Source organism: Pseudomonas lactucae, assembly GCF_016937615.1.
Classification (GTDB): Bacteria; Pseudomonadota; Gammaproteobacteria; order Pseudomonadales; family Pseudomonadaceae; genus Aquipseudomonas; species Aquipseudomonas lactucae.
In genome coordinates, this window is the sequence record NZ_JAFHKI010000111.1 from 1 (window position 1) to 16,056 (window position 16,056).

14 protein-coding genes and 1 pseudogene are annotated in these 16,056 nt (G+C 59.9%); 6 read left to right on the forward strand and 9 right to left on the reverse strand.

Annotated features, from left to right (window positions below; genetic code table 11):
- The 4 genes from JWR98_RS20035 to JWR98_RS20050 all read left to right on the forward strand — a co-directional run.
- Positions 1-1,650 (forward strand): RHS repeat-associated core domain-containing protein (locus tag JWR98_RS20035; RefSeq protein WP_205491017.1); only part of this gene is annotated, 1,650 nt, incomplete at its 5' end.
- A complete protein-coding gene (locus JWR98_RS20040) occupies positions 1,634-2,035 on the forward strand; it encodes an Imm50 family immunity protein (protein WP_078823745.1) in 402 nt (133 codons plus the stop codon). The genes JWR98_RS20035 and JWR98_RS20040, both read left to right, overlap by 17 nt.
- A 49-nt stretch (positions 2,036-2,084) precedes the next feature.
- Entirely contained in the window at positions 2,085-2,492 is a 408-nt protein-coding gene (locus JWR98_RS20045) for an Imm50 family immunity protein (RefSeq protein ID WP_205491019.1), read from the forward strand.
- A gap of 289 nt (positions 2,493-2,781) precedes the next feature.
- Entirely contained in the window at positions 2,782-3,144 is a 363-nt protein-coding gene (locus JWR98_RS20050) for a DUF962 domain-containing protein (RefSeq protein WP_205491021.1), read from the forward strand.
- A 3-nt stretch (positions 3,145-3,147) separates the two neighbouring features.
- On the opposite strand, the gene JWR98_RS20055 is transcribed toward JWR98_RS20050, so the two are convergent.
- From JWR98_RS20055 to JWR98_RS20065, 3 genes are all read right to left on the reverse strand, one after another.
- Positions 3,148-3,945 carry an acyl-CoA thioesterase gene (locus JWR98_RS20055; RefSeq protein ID WP_205491022.1) on the reverse strand — a complete coding sequence of 266 codons (798 nt, stop codon included), beginning with the start codon at positions 3,943-3,945 and terminating at the stop codon, positions 3,148-3,150.
- A gap of 90 nt (positions 3,946-4,035) precedes the next feature.
- On the reverse strand, positions 4,036-4,797 hold the full coding sequence (locus tag JWR98_RS20060) for a CHAD domain-containing protein (protein ID WP_205491023.1): 762 nt from the start codon (positions 4,795-4,797) through the stop codon (positions 4,036-4,038).
- Between the two features lie 44 nt (positions 4,798-4,841).
- The gene (locus JWR98_RS20065; protein WP_003172685.1) at positions 4,842-5,120 is read right to left on the reverse strand and encodes a hypothetical protein; all 279 of its coding nucleotides are present in this window, start codon (positions 5,118-5,120) and stop codon (positions 4,842-4,844) included.
- A gap of 215 nt (positions 5,121-5,335) precedes the next feature.
- Here JWR98_RS20065 and JWR98_RS20070 point away from each other — a divergent pair, with 215 nt between their 5' ends.
- The gene (locus JWR98_RS20070; protein ID WP_078732204.1) at positions 5,336-6,373 is read left to right on the forward strand and encodes a patatin-like phospholipase family protein; all 1,038 of its coding nucleotides are present in this window, start codon (positions 5,336-5,338) and stop codon (positions 6,371-6,373) included.
- A 33-nt stretch (positions 6,374-6,406) separates the two neighbouring features.
- Here the strand turns inward: JWR98_RS20070 and JWR98_RS20075 are convergent, their stop codons facing one another.
- The 6 genes from JWR98_RS20075 to kdpF all read right to left on the reverse strand — a co-directional run bounded on the left by JWR98_RS20075 (position 6,407) and on the right by kdpF (position 14,279).
- Complete coding sequence (locus JWR98_RS20075; protein ID WP_205491024.1) at positions 6,407-7,102, reverse strand: response regulator; 696 nt, start codon at positions 7,100-7,102, stop codon at positions 6,407-6,409.
- Positions 7,103-7,139: 37 nt separating this feature from the next.
- A complete protein-coding gene (locus JWR98_RS20080) occupies positions 7,140-9,764 on the reverse strand; it encodes a sensor histidine kinase (protein ID WP_205491057.1) in 2,625 nt (874 codons plus the stop codon).
- A gap of 79 nt (positions 9,765-9,843) precedes the next feature.
- Positions 9,844-10,389 (reverse strand): potassium-transporting ATPase subunit KdpC, encoded by a 546-nt coding sequence (gene kdpC, locus JWR98_RS20085; protein WP_003172681.1) that lies wholly within the window; start codon positions 10,387-10,389, stop codon positions 9,844-9,846.
- A 24-nt stretch (positions 10,390-10,413) separates the two neighbouring features.
- On the reverse strand, positions 10,414-12,471 hold the full coding sequence (kdpB, locus tag JWR98_RS20090; protein WP_425273205.1) for a potassium-transporting ATPase subunit KdpB: 2,058 nt from the start codon (positions 12,469-12,471) through the stop codon (positions 10,414-10,416).
- A gap of 14 nt (positions 12,472-12,485) precedes the next feature.
- Positions 12,486-14,180 (reverse strand): potassium-transporting ATPase subunit KdpA, encoded by a 1,695-nt coding sequence (kdpA, locus tag JWR98_RS20095; protein WP_205491027.1) that lies wholly within the window; start codon positions 14,178-14,180, stop codon positions 12,486-12,488.
- 9 nt (positions 14,181-14,189) lie between these two features.
- Positions 14,190-14,279 (reverse strand): K(+)-transporting ATPase subunit F, encoded by a 90-nt coding sequence (kdpF, locus tag JWR98_RS20100; protein ID WP_003218754.1) that lies wholly within the window; start codon positions 14,277-14,279, stop codon positions 14,190-14,192.
- 333 nt (positions 14,280-14,612) lie between these two features.
- Between kdpF and eat the strand changes: the two are divergent.
- Positions 14,613-15,976, forward strand: a pseudogene (gene eat, locus JWR98_RS20105) (ethanolamine permease).
- Positions 15,977-16,056: the final 80 nt, after the last annotated feature.

Genomic DNA, 16,056 nt, shown 5'->3' on the forward strand with positions numbered 1-16,056 from the left:
GTCGACGACGGCCACTGGGCACTGGCCTACGAATACGACGCTCAAAATCGCCTCACCGCCGAACATCAGGGCTGGGGCACCCTGCGCTATGGCTACGACGCCTGCGGTCAGCTGCAACACCTGCGCCTGCCAGACAACAACCGACTGGTGTTCAGCCACGCCAAGGGCGGCCACCTCGCCACCGTTGAACTCAACGGCGCACTGCTCACCTCGCACCTCTTCAAAGCCAGCCAGGAACACCAACGCCAACAAGGCCAACTCCTCAGCCACTACCACTACGACGACCAGCACCGCCTGCACGCCCACACCGTCACGCAACAGGAAAATTACTTCTACCAACGCCACTACGACTACGACAAATCCGGCAACCTCACCCGCCTCAACGACACTCGCAAAGGCGAACACCACTACCGCTACGACCCGCTAAACCGCCTGACCCGCGCCGACCACACCCAAGACCTGCAGGAACGCTTTGCCCACACACCCGCCGGCAACCTGCTCATGCAAGACCGCCCCGGCCCGGACATTGTGGCGGGCAATCGGTTGATGATTCAGGGCGACCGACACTACGACTACGACGCCTTCGGCAACCTGATCCGCGAACGGCGCGGCAAGGGCCATCAACTCGTTACCGAATACCGCTACGACTGCCAGCATCGGTTGATCGGTATTACGCAGCCAAACGGCCAAACGGCGAGTTACCGTTATGACCCGTTCGGGCGGCGCATCAGCAAAACCGTCAACGACATCACCACTGAATTTTTCTGGCAAGGCGACAAACTGATCGCCGAGCACCATGCGGATCGGCATCGCAGCTATCTCTATGAACCGGACAGTTTCCGGCCATTGGCGCTGCTGGAAGGCTTTGGCCCAGACGAAACAAAACCCTACCACTACCAACTCGACCACCTCGGCACGCCGCAGGAACTCACCGCTCCAGACGGAGAAATCGTCTGGTCCGCGCACTACCGCGCCTACGGTGAAATCAGCCGCCTCGACGTCGAAAAAGTCGACAATCCGCTGCGCTTCCAAGGCCAATACTTCGACCAGGAAAGCGGACTGCACTACAACCGCCATCGCTACTACAATCCGGATATTGGTCGTTACCTGACGCCTGATCCCGTGAAGCTGGCAGGTGGGGTCAACGCCTACCAGTATGTGCCCAACCCTACGGGGTGGGTGGATCCTTTGGGGCTCAGCGCAGATTGCCCCGGGTCAAAAAGAAAAGATCCCGCCTGCGCCACGCCAACTCAACCGGATATTCCTAATGTTTCTCGCAAGGGGGCTTTCAGGCAAGCTAAAAGAGATGCCCATATACCGATGAATCAGAGCCCAGACGTGATGACCCACCCGAAAACCGGGCGGACGACACAGTACAAAAAAGAGAACATGACCGACCTGAATGATAAAAAAATACTGAGTACTACCGGTCACCCCATTGAGACGAGGGTATATAAATTTACAAGAGAAGATGGCTCACAAGTTCTTATTCAAGATCACTCTGCCGGGCATAAATACGGCAGACCGGACGGGCTTGGAGATCAAGTAACACATTTTAATTTACGACCTATTGAACAACCTCGCAACGGTAAAGTCATCGGTGCAGAAGCACACTACTTTTTCAGGAGGAAACATGAAACACTGGAATGAACTAGACAAAAATATATTTTTTGAAAAAATCTTTACCCAGCCTGTCAAGATAGGAGAAATTACGCTGTTTTCTTTGCAAATAGACAATGATCGGCCGAATTTGGGTATTGGGTTCGACATACCTGAATTCCCAGACGTCCTACCGGAAAAATGGAAAAACAAAGGTTACAACGTTTGCAGACTTGGCATTGACTGCTATGGCATTAGCGACCTAAAAATACTAAACATACCCATCCGAGACACTTTTATTTTAAGAATAACAAAGGAAAATGATCAGCTCTACTTCCAAGCCACCAACAAAAGCTCTTTAATCGAGTTCAAGGCTCAGAGCATCTCAATTTGCGACCCTAACCTTTACATCAGAGGCAAAGATGAAGACTTCTAAAACAACAGAACACAGTAACAAAAAATAGCGATACGCCTGGAAGGAAAAAATGAAACACTGGAATGAATTGGACGGAAGTGTATTTTTCAACAAGATTTTCAGCACACCTATCGAAATTGGAAAAATAGCTCTTTTTTCTTTAAGGATAGAAAATGATCAACCTTGTATTGGCATGGGGTTCGATATACCCGAATTTCCAGACAACCTACCAGAAAAATGGAAAAACAAAGGATTCAACACATGCAGAATAGGCATAACATGCAATGAAATTAAAGATCTACAAATTCGAAATATTCCTATGCACGAAGTATTCAGTGTAAAAATAAAAAAAGACAGCAACCACTTTACATTCGAAGCCACAAGCAACAGCGCCTCTATAATCTTCAAGGCCAATTTAATTTCACTTAGCGGCCCGAGTGTGTACATCAACGGCCCGGACGACTACTACTTCAAATAATATATATTCGATATATTTACGCTTCACAACCACATACCAAAAGGACACCAAATGAACGAATCGCCTTAAACAGACGATCCATTCAAAATCCTATAGATCAACTTCAAAATCTTAATCAAAAGAGATCAAAAGTCGGTGCAGATAATCGATCATAAGCGTGTTATTTAGATGAACGCGGTTTGCCGCAAACTGCTGTCTATAGCCCCCATAGCCAACCCCAATTCGCCGCCCCGCCCTCTCCCACCTAAACTCCCTCCAAGTTGTTTCAACGGACAGAGGATTCACCATCATGGGCAAACGTCACCCCAATCTACCCGCCTGGCAATGGCGTAACTATCCCCAGAACCACCAGCACCCGACCAACCTGGCGTTGCACCTGATTGCGGTGCCGCTGTTCATCATCGGTTTTCTGCTGATCGTGTCGGGGGTATTCAGCCTGAGTGTGGCCAGTTTTGCCGTAGGCATCGTCGGTATCCTGGCCGGCCTGGCGTTGCAGCGTCACGGTCATAGCCTGGAAGCCGAGGCCAGTGAGCCGTTCAGTGATCGTAGGGATGCGGTGCAGCGTCTGGTGGTCGAGCAGTTCGTGACGTTTCCGCGCTTTGTGGTGAGCGGTGGCTGGTGGCGCGCCTGGCGGCAGCGCCATCGGCACTGAGGTTCAGGCGAAGACCACCACGGTCTGGCGACTGAGGGCGATCAACTCGCCGGTCGGGCTCCACAGCGCGGCGGCGGCATGACCATAACCATCGCGGGCGTGTTCGATATTGACGTAGTACTGGCACCAATCGAGGGTGGTCAGATCTTGCAGCGGCTGGATGAATTCGATGGTCCAGGTCAGCGTGCTGCCCGGCGCGGGTTTCTTCAGGTGCGGGAGCAAGGCCGGAGGCCAGGCGTCGACCAGGGCGAGGATATGCGCTTCGGTCAGCGGTTCTTCCTTTACGTCCCCGCGCAGGCGAACCCAGCCACCCATGTCGCGGGATTGGGTGCCCGTAAACGGTAGGCCGCCGACACTCCAGCGCATCGCCAAATGCCGCATGAATTCGGGGGTAACGCCCTTGATATAAGGCAGTTCCTGGCACTGGTCCCAGTGCTTGAACACCGGCGGCGCTTCGCTGGCCACATCGATTTCCGATTCGCGAGACGCGCCGAAACTGGCCTGTACCAGCGTCGCCGTTTCACCGTCCTGCACCACGCGACCGAGCAATTGGCTGACGGCCTTGCCTTCGCGCAACACTTCCACGTGATAACTGGCCGGTACATCAGCCGCCACCGGCCCCACAAACGTGATGGCCAGCGAGCGCAGTGGGCGATCCGCCGGCACCTGGGCGCGCAGTGCTTCGTACTGTAACGCGGCGACCAAGCCACCAAAAGTCGCGCGACCTTGGCCCCATTCAGCGGGAATGGTGACGTCCAACGGGTTACTACAGACGGCGTCGAGCAAATCACTGAAGCGCATGGCGACCTCACGTCAAAAATTACAGAGAGGGGATCTTAACGATCGAGCGGGAGAGGCACAGCGCTCATTCCGGCCAAAAGCCGGACCGACTTAGAAACAATCGGCGCTGAGTTTATCCAACACGCGATCCGCCTGCCCTTCCGCTTTGGCCATGGTGTTATGCCATACCGCCACACAAGGCTGCAGATCCGCTTGATGTTGAGCCTGGGCCAGCCACTGCCAGCAGTCATGCCAATCGCCCAGGGCGGCCTGGGCTTTCTTCAGGTGCGACATGGCGTTGGCGGGCAACCTGTCCAACTCGGGATAGGCCTCGGCGGCGTAGCGCACGCGCTTGATCAGCAAGCGCAGGCGATGGCGATCATGCTCGGGGTCCTTGAGGGCCGCATCGATTGCCTGCCATTGCTTGGCCAGACGTTTCTCGATGCGCGAACGCAGGCCCTTGAGGAGTTTTTGATGTTGGGATGCGCGGATGAAACGCGGGAAGGCATCCAGGATAAGCAGCAACTGCGCCACTTCAGCACTTTTCGCCACTTGGCGATAAGCATCGGGTTGCAAGCGCAAGCGCCGATCCGCCGCCGCGTAATGACCATGCTGGTGAAGATAAGTCGCCAACACTTCGCGATCGCGCAGCGGCGTGGTCAATTGGCCGACAGCGCGGGCGGCCATTTCAAGCTGTTCGACGCCGGGCAACCCACGCAAGGGGCGCAACAGGCTGCGCAGGCGCCGCACGGTGGTGCGCAGATCATGCAAAGCTTCATCGTCGGTGACGGCAGCGAGGCGAGCCTGGCAGCTCAGTAACCCTACTTCCAGGCCAATGACCTGAGCGACTAACTGATCAACCAACGCTGACATCCTGCCCTCACTTTTCGATGAAAAATCCTACTTGTTGCTACGCCTCAACGCCCGGCGCGCGACTCACGGATATAGAACCGCGCCTTCTCAGCTTTGTTGGAGCAACCTTCAAACGCTTCAAACTGCTGCTGGGTCTTGGCGCCGGTCAACAGGGACAAGGCCTTGGAATAACTGACAGTGCCGGCAAACCCTTCAGCCTTGGCCAGGTCCAGCTCTTTCCAGGCGGCGTCCAATTGCGAGCCGCAGCTGTCGCGGTAGGCAGTTTTCCCGGCACAACCGGCCAAGGCCAGCATGATCACAGGCACACACATCCAGGCTTTCATCGATGACACCTCAAAAATAGAAAAACAGTCGTAGCGTGTAGACGTTACCTACAACAAAAAGTGCCTTGTCCTTAGCCGGAAATCGGTAGTACCTATTGCCAGAGCATACCCGAGCCTAGTCGTTTTTCTGGAAAAATATTGCACAGCTGGGCGAAGATTGAAGACGCCCCCTCAATAGGTGCATTGTGGGCGTCTGCCGATAAAGGACATGGACCATGAAGAAACGTGTTGCCTTGGTGCTGGGCTCCGGCGGGGCCCGGGGCTACGCCCATATCGGAGTGATCGAAGAGATCGAACGACGCGGCTACGACATCGCCTGTATCGCCGGTTGCTCCATGGGAGCCGTGGTCGGCGGGATCTACGCCGCCGGCAAGCTGGACGAGTATCGCAACTGGATTGAAAGCCTCGACTACCTCGATGTGCTGCGCCTGGTTGACGTGAGTTTTCGCCTGGGCGCGATTCGCGGCGAGAAAGTCTTCGGGCAAATCCGCAAGATCGTCGGCGAGATCAATATCGAAGAGCTGCGCATCCCCTACACCGCCGTGGCCACCGACCTCACCAACCAGCAGGAAATCTGGTTCCAGGAAGGCTGCCTGCATCAGGCCATGCGCGCTTCGGCGGCGATTCCCAGTCTGTTCACCCCGGTGATGCAAGGCAACCGCATGCTGGTGGATGGCGGCCTGCTCAACCCATTGCCGATCGTGCCGGTGGTGTCGAGCCACTGCGACCTGATCATCGCGGTCAATCTCAACGCCACCAACCAGAAACACTACCATTTGCCGGTGATCCAGCGCCCGCCCGCGTTCAAGAGCCGCTTCAACAGCCTGGCGAAGTCACTCGGCTCGCATCTGCCGTTTCGCCGCAAGCAGGCCGAGCAGTTGATGAAACTCGAACAGGAGGCCTTGCAGGCCCAGGCGGCGGAGATCAATCCGTGGCTGGAATCGGCCGAACCCGAATCCCAGCAACCCGCCGCCGCGCCGGAAAAACCCGGCGCGCCGAAGTCGGCCACCGGGTCGTTCATCATCGATAACGTGGGGCCGGCGTCGCTGCTGGACCTGATCAACCAGAGTTTCGAGGTGATGCAAACGTCGTTGGCCCAGTACAAGATCGCCGGTTATCCGCCGGATGTGTTGATCAACGTGCCGAAGCGGGTGTGCCGGTTCTTCGAGTTCTACAAGGCGCCGGAGTTGATCGCCCTGGGACGCGAGATTGCCAGTGATACGTTGGATCGGTATGAGAGTGAGCAGCCTTGAAAGATGTGGCGAGGCTGATGGCGCCGGATAGTTTCAGGTCTGAACACTTAACAACCGATACCCCACCCCCGCCTCAGTCACGATAAACCGTGGCTGAGTCGGGTCATCCGCCAGCTTCTGCCGTAGATGGCCCACCACAATGCGCAAGTAGTGGCTGTCTTCGGTATGGGTCGGCCCCCAGATATCCTTGAGCAATTGCTGCTGGGTAATCACCCGCCCCGCATGCCGCGCTAACTGCGCCAGTACCGCATATTCCTTGCGGGTCAGCGCCACCTCGGCGCCGTCCAGCAACACGCGGCGATAAGCCAGGTCCACGGTCAGCGGGCCGAAACTCAACGCTGCCTCCTGTGCCTCGCCCGCCGGCGCCTGACGCAGCAATGCGCGCACCCGAGCGAGGAACTCCTGGATGCCAAACGGTTTGGTCACATAATCGTTGGCGCCACCGTCGAGCGCTTCGACCTTTTGCCCTTCGCTGGCGCGGACCGACAGCACCAGCACCGGCACCGTCGACCATTCGCGAAACTCACGCAGCACCTGCTGGCCATCCATGTCCGGCAGGCCAAGGTCGAGCACCAGCAAGTCCGGCTTGTTCAATGCCGCCTGGGCCAGGCCTTCGTTACCGGTACCGGCCTCGAGTACTTTGTAACCCTGGGAGGCCAGGCTGATGCGCAAGAATTTGCGGATCTGCGGCTCGTCATCGATGACCAAAATCGTCGCGGTCTGGCTCATGGTGTCCAATCAAAATCCGTGGAGGAAAGAGGGTAGCTCACGACTCGCGCTCCAGGCCAGGCTGTGTCGGCAATGGCAGGAACAAAGTGATACGAGTGCCGCGCCCTTCAATGCCGTCGGCCACGCTGATATGCCCACCGTGCGCGCCGACCATGCCCTGACAAATCGCCAGGCCCAGGCCGGTACCCTGCCCACCTCGATCACCGCGCGCAGCGGTGTAGAACATATCGAATATCTTCGCGCGCTCGTCTTCGGGGATCCCTGGCCCTTCATCGGCCACGGCGAAAAACAGCTGGTTATCCAACACCCCCGCGCGCAATTGCAAACGGCCCAGAGGCGGCGAAAAGCGCGCGGCATTTTCCAGCACGTTGACCAGCGCTTGCTCGATCAACGCGGCATGCACGTACAGCAACGGCAATTCGGACGGCACCTCGGTGCTCACCTGCAGCGGCGCCAGCACCGCGCGCAAACGGCCGAGGGCGCTGCCGACGATATCGCCGGGCGACACCCAGTCCCGCGCCAGCTTCAGCGCGCCGTGCCCCAGGCGGGTCATGTCCAGCAGGTTCTGGATATAGCGGTCGAGGCGCTCAGCCTCATCGCGGGTGCCTTCGAGCAACTCACGGCGATCCTCCAGAGGGATGGCCTCCCCCAGCGCCAGCAGGCTGTCGATGCTGCCGCGCATGGAGGTCAACGGCGTGCGCAAATCATGGGACACCGAAGCGAGCAAGGCGCTGCGCAATTGTTCGGTTTCACCATGCAGGCGCGCGGATTCCAGTTCCTGAGCCAGTTGAGCGCGAGCCAGGGCCTGGGCCAGCGGCTGACTCAAGGCCGTGAGCAAGCGCCGACGTTGGCCGCTCAGTTCCAGGCCGGGTTTGGCACTGACACCGAGCAAACCCAGCGGCCCCTCTTCACCCGAAAGCGGCCACCACCACCAACGTCCGAACGGCAAAGTACCGGTGCCCTTGCCGGCGGGTTGATCATGTTGCCACGCCCAATCGGCGGCGGCGCGTTCAGCTTCGGTGAGGGTCAGCGGGCCGCCGGTCTCGATCTTCCAGCTACCCTGGTCGTCGTGATTGACCAGGCACAGGTCCAGGTCGCTCCAGCCTTCCAGGTGATGGGCCGCCGCACTGACCACCGCCTGGCGATCAGTGGCCGCCGTGAGTTTGCGCGACAGGTCGAGCAACTCACTGGTTTCTTCCTGAGTATCGCGCAGCGCTTGCAACTGTCGGCGCTGGCGGGCAGCGAGGTTGCCGGTGAGCGCCGCCATCAGCAAGAAGAACAGCAGGGTCAGCACGTCTTCTTCGCGCTGGATGGCGAAGGAAAAATTCGGCGGGATAAACAGAAAGTCATAGGTCAGAAATGACAACGCCGCACAGGCCAGCGACGGCCCCAGGCTGCTGCGTACCGCCACCAGCAGCACGGCGGCGAGAAACACCAGCGAGATATTCGGCAGCGGCAACACGCTGGACACCGCCCAAGCCACGGCGGCAGCCATGACGGTGGCGACCACCGCCAGGACGTAATCGAACCACACCAGGCCACGCACCTGCGGCAAGCGCGGCGGTGCCGGCGTGTCATCGCTGTCGAGCACGTTGATTTCCAGGCTTCGAGCATTGCGCAGCAAGCGCGACGCCAGCCCGCCACCCAACAGGCGGCGGTGCCAACGCATCCGCGACTGCCCCACCAATAACAGACTGGCGCGACGTTCGAGTGCGTGTTGAATCAGCGTCTTGGCCACCTCCCCTGCGCGCAGTAACACCACTTCGCCACCCAGGCGCTCAGCAAGTTGCTGGGCGTTTTGCAGACGCAGCCGCGATTGCTCATCCCGCGCACGGCCGTTATCGATATGCACCAGGCTCCACGGCAAGTGCCGACGCTGAGCCACGCGACTGGCATGCCGCACCAGGCGTTCGGCCTGCGCATCGCCATCCACGCCCACCAGCAAACGGCCGCGCACCGCCGGCGCGGCCTGGCCGAGTTGGCGATAACCCTGGGCCAAGTCGTCGTCGACATGTGCCGCGGCGGTCTGCATCGCCAGCTCGCGCAGGGCCATCAGGTTGGTCTGAGTGAAAAACGCATCGATGGCGGCGCGCGCCTGTTCCGGTACATACACCTTGCCGTCGCGCAGACGCTCCAACAGCTCGCGCGATGGCAGGTCGATCAGTAGCAGTTCGTCCGCCTCTTGCAGCACCCAATCGGGCAGGGTTTCACGCACCTGCACGCCGGTAATCCCACGTACCTGGTCGTTCAGGCTTTCCAGGTGCTGGACGTTGACCGTGGTGAACACGTTGATACCGGCGGCGAGCAGCTCCTGAATATCTTGCCAGCGCTTTTCATGGCGGCTGCCGGGGGCGTTGCTATGGGCCAGTTCGTCCACCAGCACCAGCTTGGGTTTGGCGGCGAGAAGACCGTCGAGGTCCATCTCTTCGAGCATCACACCGCGGTACTCGCTGCGCAGCAACGGTTGCTGCGGCAGGCCGCTGAGCAGGGCTTCGGTCTCGGCGCGGCCGTGGGTTTCGACCACGCCAGCGATCAACTTCACGCCCTGGCGCAGTTGAGTGTGGGCTGCCTGGAGCATGGCGTAGGTCTTGCCCACGCCGGGCGCGGCGCCGAGGAAGACTTTGAGCCGGCCACGGCCGTTGCGGGGTAACTCGGCTAACAGTGCGTCGCGCGGCCGGAGTCGCTCATGCGTGGGGTTCCTTCAATTGTTCAGGCCCAGAGAAATCCAATGTAGGAGCGGATCATAGTTTTTCCAGGGCCATGTTCAGTGCCAGTACATTCACCACCGGCGGGCCCACCAACGGGCTTTCGATATGCTCATCCAACAGCCGCTGCAAGGTCGACACCGGTACATTCCGCGCCGCCGCCACCCGCGCCAGTTGATAGGCAATCGCCTCGGGTGGCAAGTGTGGATCAAGACCGCTGCCGGAGGTAGTCAGCGAAGCTAATGGCACCGGGCCCTGGCCGGGCACCTGCTGTTTATTCGCATCATCGAACACGCGAGTGGCCAGCGCCGGATTGCTCGGACCGAGGTTGCTGGCGCTGCTGGAAACGGTGGCAAAGGCGCCGGCCGAAGGACGCGGGTGGAACCAGCTGTCACCGGTAAAATCCTGGGCGATCAGGCTGGAGCCGCGCACCTTGCCGCTGGCATCGCGCACCAGGCTGCCATTGGCCTGATCAGGGAACGCAACCTGGGCGACGCCGGTTACCACCAATGGGTAGGCAACGCCGGTGATCAGGGTCATGAGTACCAGCAGGCTCAGGGCCGGACGGATGATATTGGACATTTCAGACTCCTCGATTCAGTGGGTTCACACCAGGTGCAACGCAGTCAACAGCATGTCGATAGCCTTGATGCCCACGAACGGCACCAGCAGCCCACCCAAGCCGTAGATCAGCAGGTTGCGCCGCAGCAACGCCGCCGCGCTGGCCGCCTGCACCCGCACACCACGCAGTGCCAACGGAATCAACACCACAATGATCAGCGCGTTGAACACGATGGCCGAGAGGATCGCGCTCTGCGGGCTCTGCAGATGCATCACGTTGAGCACGCCCAGCTGCGGGTAGATCGAGGCAAACAGCGCAGGCAGGATCGCGAAGTACTTGGCCACGTCGTTGGCGATGGAAAAGGTCGTGAGCGCACCGCGGGTCACCAGCAATTCCTTGCCGATCTGCACCACGTCCAACAGCTTGGTCGGGTCGCTGTCGAGGTCGACCATGTTGGCGGCTTCGCGGGCGGCCTGGGTGCCGTCGTTCATGGCCATGCCGACGTCTGCCTGGGCCAGCGCCGGAGCGTCGTTGGCGCCGTCGCCGCACATCGCCACCAGTCGACCGTCGTTCTGTTCATGGCGAATGCGTGCGAGTTTTTTCTCCGGAGTGGCTTCGGCCAGTACGTCGTCCACACCGGCTTCAGCGGCAATCGCGGCAGCGGTCAGTGGGTTATCGCCAGTGACCATCACCGTACGAATGCCCAGTTTGCGCAACTCGGCGAAGCGTTCACGGATGCCGGGCTTGACCACATCCTTCAGATGAATCGCACCGAGCAATTTGCCATCGGCACATACCAGCAACGGGGTGCCGCCGCTTTGGGCGATCTTGTCGATTTCCCGCGACAGCGCCGGTTGCAGGTCACTGCGTGCCAGGCCGATAAATGCAAGCAACGAATCCACCGCGCCTTTGCGGAAGATACGCCCTTGGTAGTCGACACCGGACAAGCGGGTTTCGGCGCTGAACGGCACAGCGGTCAGCTCATCCAGGGACGGCTCGGCCTGGGGGTGCAAGGCGCGCAGGTATTCGACAATGGATTTGCCTTCCGCCGTGTCGTCCGCCAGGGAGGCGAACAGTGCGCCTTCGGCCACCTCGCGACCGCTGACGCCAGGCGCCGCGACCACCGCCGCACAGCGACGGTTACCAAAGGTGATGGTGCCGGTCTTGTCCAACAGCAATACATGCACGTCCCCCGCCGCTTCCACCGCGCGGCCGGACTTGGCGATCACATTCAGGCGTACAAGACGGTCCATGCCGGCGATACCGATGGCCGAGAGCAAGCCGCCAATGGTCGTAGGAATCAGCGTCACCAGCAGTGCGACCAGGAACACCAGCGGCAAGCTGCCATTGGCAAAGTGGGCGAACGGCTGCAGGGTCACCACCACCAGCAGGAAGATCAGGGTCAAGCCGATCAGCAGAATATCCAGTGCGACTTCGTTGGGGGTTTTCTGGCGTTTGGCACCTTCCACCAACGCGATCATACGGTCCAGGGTCGACTCACCGGGGTTGGCGGTGATGCGGATCAGCAGCCAGTCCGAGACCAGCCGAGTGTTGCCGGTGACGGCAGAACGGTCGCCGCCGGACTCGCGAATTACTGGCGCGGACTCGCCGGTGATCGCCGCTTCGTTGACCGCCGCGATGCCTTCGATGACCTCACCGTCACCGGGGATCATCTCCCCAGCGGCGACGCGCACCACATCGCCTTTGCGCAGGCTGGTGGCCGGCACGACCTTGAAACTGCCATCGGCCTCCTTGCGCCGAGCGCTGAGGCCTTCGCTACCGGCCTTGAGGCTATCGGCACGGGCCTTGCCACGTCCTTCGGCCAAGGCTTCGGCGAAGTTGGCAAACAGCACGGTGAACCACAGCCACACAGCGATCTGCACGGCAACAAACGTAGGTACGCTGGTGTCGGGCACGAAGCAGAGCACGGTGGTGAGGATCGCGGTCAGCTCGACCACCAGCATCACCGGCGAGCGTTGCAACTGGCGCGGGTCCAGCTTGACGAACGCCTGGACCAGCGCCGGGCGCCACAGGGCGGAGATGGCGGTTTTGGCAGGCACCTGAGTGGTGATCGGGGCCGCGTTTTTTGCAGGCATATTCATGTTCATATCCCTTCCTAGAAGCCCATACTCAGGTGTTCAGCGATAGGACCCAGTGCCAGCGTCGGCAGGAACGTCAGGCCGCCCACCAGCAAAATGGTCACGGTCAACAGGGTCACGAACAGCGGTCCGTGGGTGGGGAAGCTGTTCTGGCCAATCGGCGCGCTCTTTTTCATCGCCAGGCTGCCGGCCAGGGCCAGTACCGGGAGGATGTAGCCAAAGCGGCCGATCAACATGCCCAGACCGAGCATCAGGTTGTGGAACGGCGTATTGGCGCTGAAGCCGGCGAACGCCGAGCCGTTGTTGGCGCTGGCGGAGGTGTAGGCATACAGCAACTGACTGAAACCATGTGGGCCAGGGTTGCTGATGGCGCTAGCCGGGCCGGGCAGGCTGGCGGCGATGGCACCGAGCACAAGCACGCCCACCGGCATCACCAACAGGGTTACGACGAGCAATTGCACTTCCTTGGCCTGGAGTTTCTTGCCCAGGTATTCCGGGGTGCGACCGATCATCAGGCCGGCCAGGAACACCGCGATCAGCACGTTGAGCAGCATGCCGTACATACCGGCGCCGACGCCGCCGAAGATCACCTCGCCGACCATCATGTTGACCAGCGCCACCATGCCACTGAGCGGATTGAGGCTGTCTTGCATGCCGTTGACCGAACCGTTGGACGCCGCCGTGGTAGTCACCGACCACAGCACAGTGCCGGTGGTGCCGAAGCGCGCTTCCTTACCTTCCAGTGGCGCGGTTTGCTCCACGGCCGGGTTGTTCAGGGCAGGGTTAGGTTGGTACTCGGCCCACAGCGACGTCGCGCCGCCAATCAGGAACAGCGCGAGCATGCAGCCCAGAATGGCGCGGCTCTGGCGCAGGTCTTTGACGTAGTGGCCGAAGGTGAACACCAGGGCCACCGGGATCAGGATGATCGACGCCACTTCAAACAGATTGGACCAGGCGCTTGGGTCTTCAAACGGGTGCGCCGAGTTGACGCCAAAGAAGCCGCCACCGTTAGTGCCGAGTTGCTTGATCGCAATCTGACTGGCCGCCGGGCCCAGCGGGATCACCTGATCCACGCCTTGCATCGTCACGGCATCGACGTAATTCGCGAAGGTTTGCGGTACACCCTGCCACACCAGGAACAGTGCCAGCACCAGGCACAACGGCAACAGCCCGTAGAGCGTGGCGCGAGTCATATCGACCCAGAAGTTGCCCAGCGTCTGGGCGGATTTGCGACCGATCCCACGGCATAACGCGACCAGGACGGCGAGGCCGGTGGCCGCACTGACGAAGTTCTGCACGGTCAGGCCGGCCATCTGGCTGAGGTAACTCAGGGACGCTTCGCCGCTGTAGTTCTGCCAGTTGGTGTTGGTCATGAAACTGACTGCGGTGTTGAAGGCCAGTGTCCATTCCTGGCCCGGCAATTTCTGTGGGTTCAGTGGGAGAGATCCCTGGAATATCAGGATCGCGAACAACAGCAAAAAGCCCGCGAGGTTAAACGCGAGCAAGGCCAGCATGTATTTCTGCCAGCTTTGTTCCTGCTGCGCGTCCACGCCGGACAGGCGATAACAGGCCCTTTCGACAGGCCCCAGCACCGGGCTCAGCCAGGTGCGCTGGCCTTCCATCACCTTGTAGTAGAACCGTCCCAGAAACGGCGCCGGCACCAGTACCACGGCAAAGAAGGCGATGATCAGCCAATAGTCGTAACTGTGCATAGCCCGCTCCTAGTTCCGATCCGCGCGTAACAGCGCAACCAGCAGATAAATGAACAGCGCCACGGCCAATAGCAGTGACACCCCGTCCAGAACGCTCATGGAAGTCTCTCCGTTTAGCGGCGAGTGCCGCGTGTGGGGCAATTGTCCGCAGGAGTGGCGTAAAGGAACGAGAGCGAGGGGGTGGACGGGGCGTAAAGATGGCGTAAAGAGTGGGTTTATACGGGGTTTACACCGGGGTATTCGGCGTCTGGGCTTGCCCGCGATAGCACCGGCTCAATCACCGCCGCACTTATCTGGTGCAACACCGGGAAGTTTCAAACGGCAAACCGTCCCCCAGACGACAGTTGCGCCGCTTTACGACAATGATTCTCAGGCTGGCATGCCCGCTGCAACACCTTGAATCATTCAAAACCGTTCAGGGAGCGCAGCACAATGAACACACAACTCAAACCCACCTTGGGCACCCTGCACTTATGGGGCATTGCCGTCGGCCTGGTGATCTCCGGGGAATACTTCGGCTGGAGCTATGGCTGGGGCGTCGCCGGGACCTTGGGCTTTCTGGTGACCTCGTTGATGGTCGCTGCGATGTACACCTGCTTTATCTTCAGCTTCACCGAACTGACCACCGCAATTCCCCATGCCGGCGGCCCCTTTGCCTACAGCCGCCGCGCCTTTGGTGAAAAAGGCGGCTTGATTGCCGGGTTGGCCACCCTGATCGAATTCGTCTTCGCCCCGCCCGCCATCGCCCTGGCCATCGGTGCTTACCTGAATGTGCAGTTTCCGGCACTGGACCCGAAACACGCGGCCGTCGGCGCCTATATCGTGTTCATGGGCCTGAACATCCTCGGCGTAAAACTCGCCGCCACCTTCGAACTGGTGGTGTGTGTGCTCGCCGTGGCCGAACTACTGGTATTCATGGGCGTGGTCGCCCCGGCCTTTAGCTTCAGCAACTTCGCCCTGAATGGCTGGGCCGGCTCCGACACTTTTAGCGCCCCAGCGATCGCCGGTATGTTTGCCGCAATTCCGTTTGCCATCTGGTTCTTCCTCGCCATCGAAGGCGCGGCCATGGCGCCGAAGAAGCGAAAGATCCCAAGCGCACCATTCCAAAGGCCTACATCAGCGGCATCCTCACCTTGGTGATCCTGGCCATGGGCGTGATGTTCTTCGCTGGCGGCGTGGGCGACTGGCGCACCCTGTCAAACATCAACGACCCATTGCCACAGGCGATGAAAACCGTGGTGGGCGACAGCTCCGGCTGGTTGCACATGCTGGTGTGGATCGGCCTGTTCGGCCTGGTGGCGAGTTTCCACGGCATCATCCTCGGCTACTCGCGGCAGTTCTTCGCCCTGGCCCGTGCCGGTTACCTGCCGTCTTTCCTCGCCAAACTGTCGCGTTTCCAGACACCCCATCGCGCCATCATCGCCGGTGGCGTGGTCGGTATCGCCGCCATCTACAGCGACGGCCTGATCAACCTGGGCGGCATGACGCTGACGGCGGCGATGATCACCATGGCGGTATTTGGCGCCATCGTCATGTACATCATGAGCATGCTCAGCCTGTTCAAACTGCGTAAAACCGAGCCCCTGCTGGAACGCACCTTCCGCGCGCCGGGCTACCCGATCGTACCGGGCATTGCCCTGGTGCTGGCAGTGGTGTGCCTGGTGGCCATGGCCTGGTTCAACACACTGATCGGGTTGATTTTCCTCGGTTTCATGGTGGTAGGTTTCATCTATTTCCAGATGACCGCCCAGGACCGTGCCGATGCCCCGGCAGATGCAATGTTGACCGGGCTCTAAGATTTGCGAGGCAGAACGGGCCTACACTGAACTACTCAGAAAGCCCGTTACTCAAAGCAGTCATTACCGTGGGAAAAACC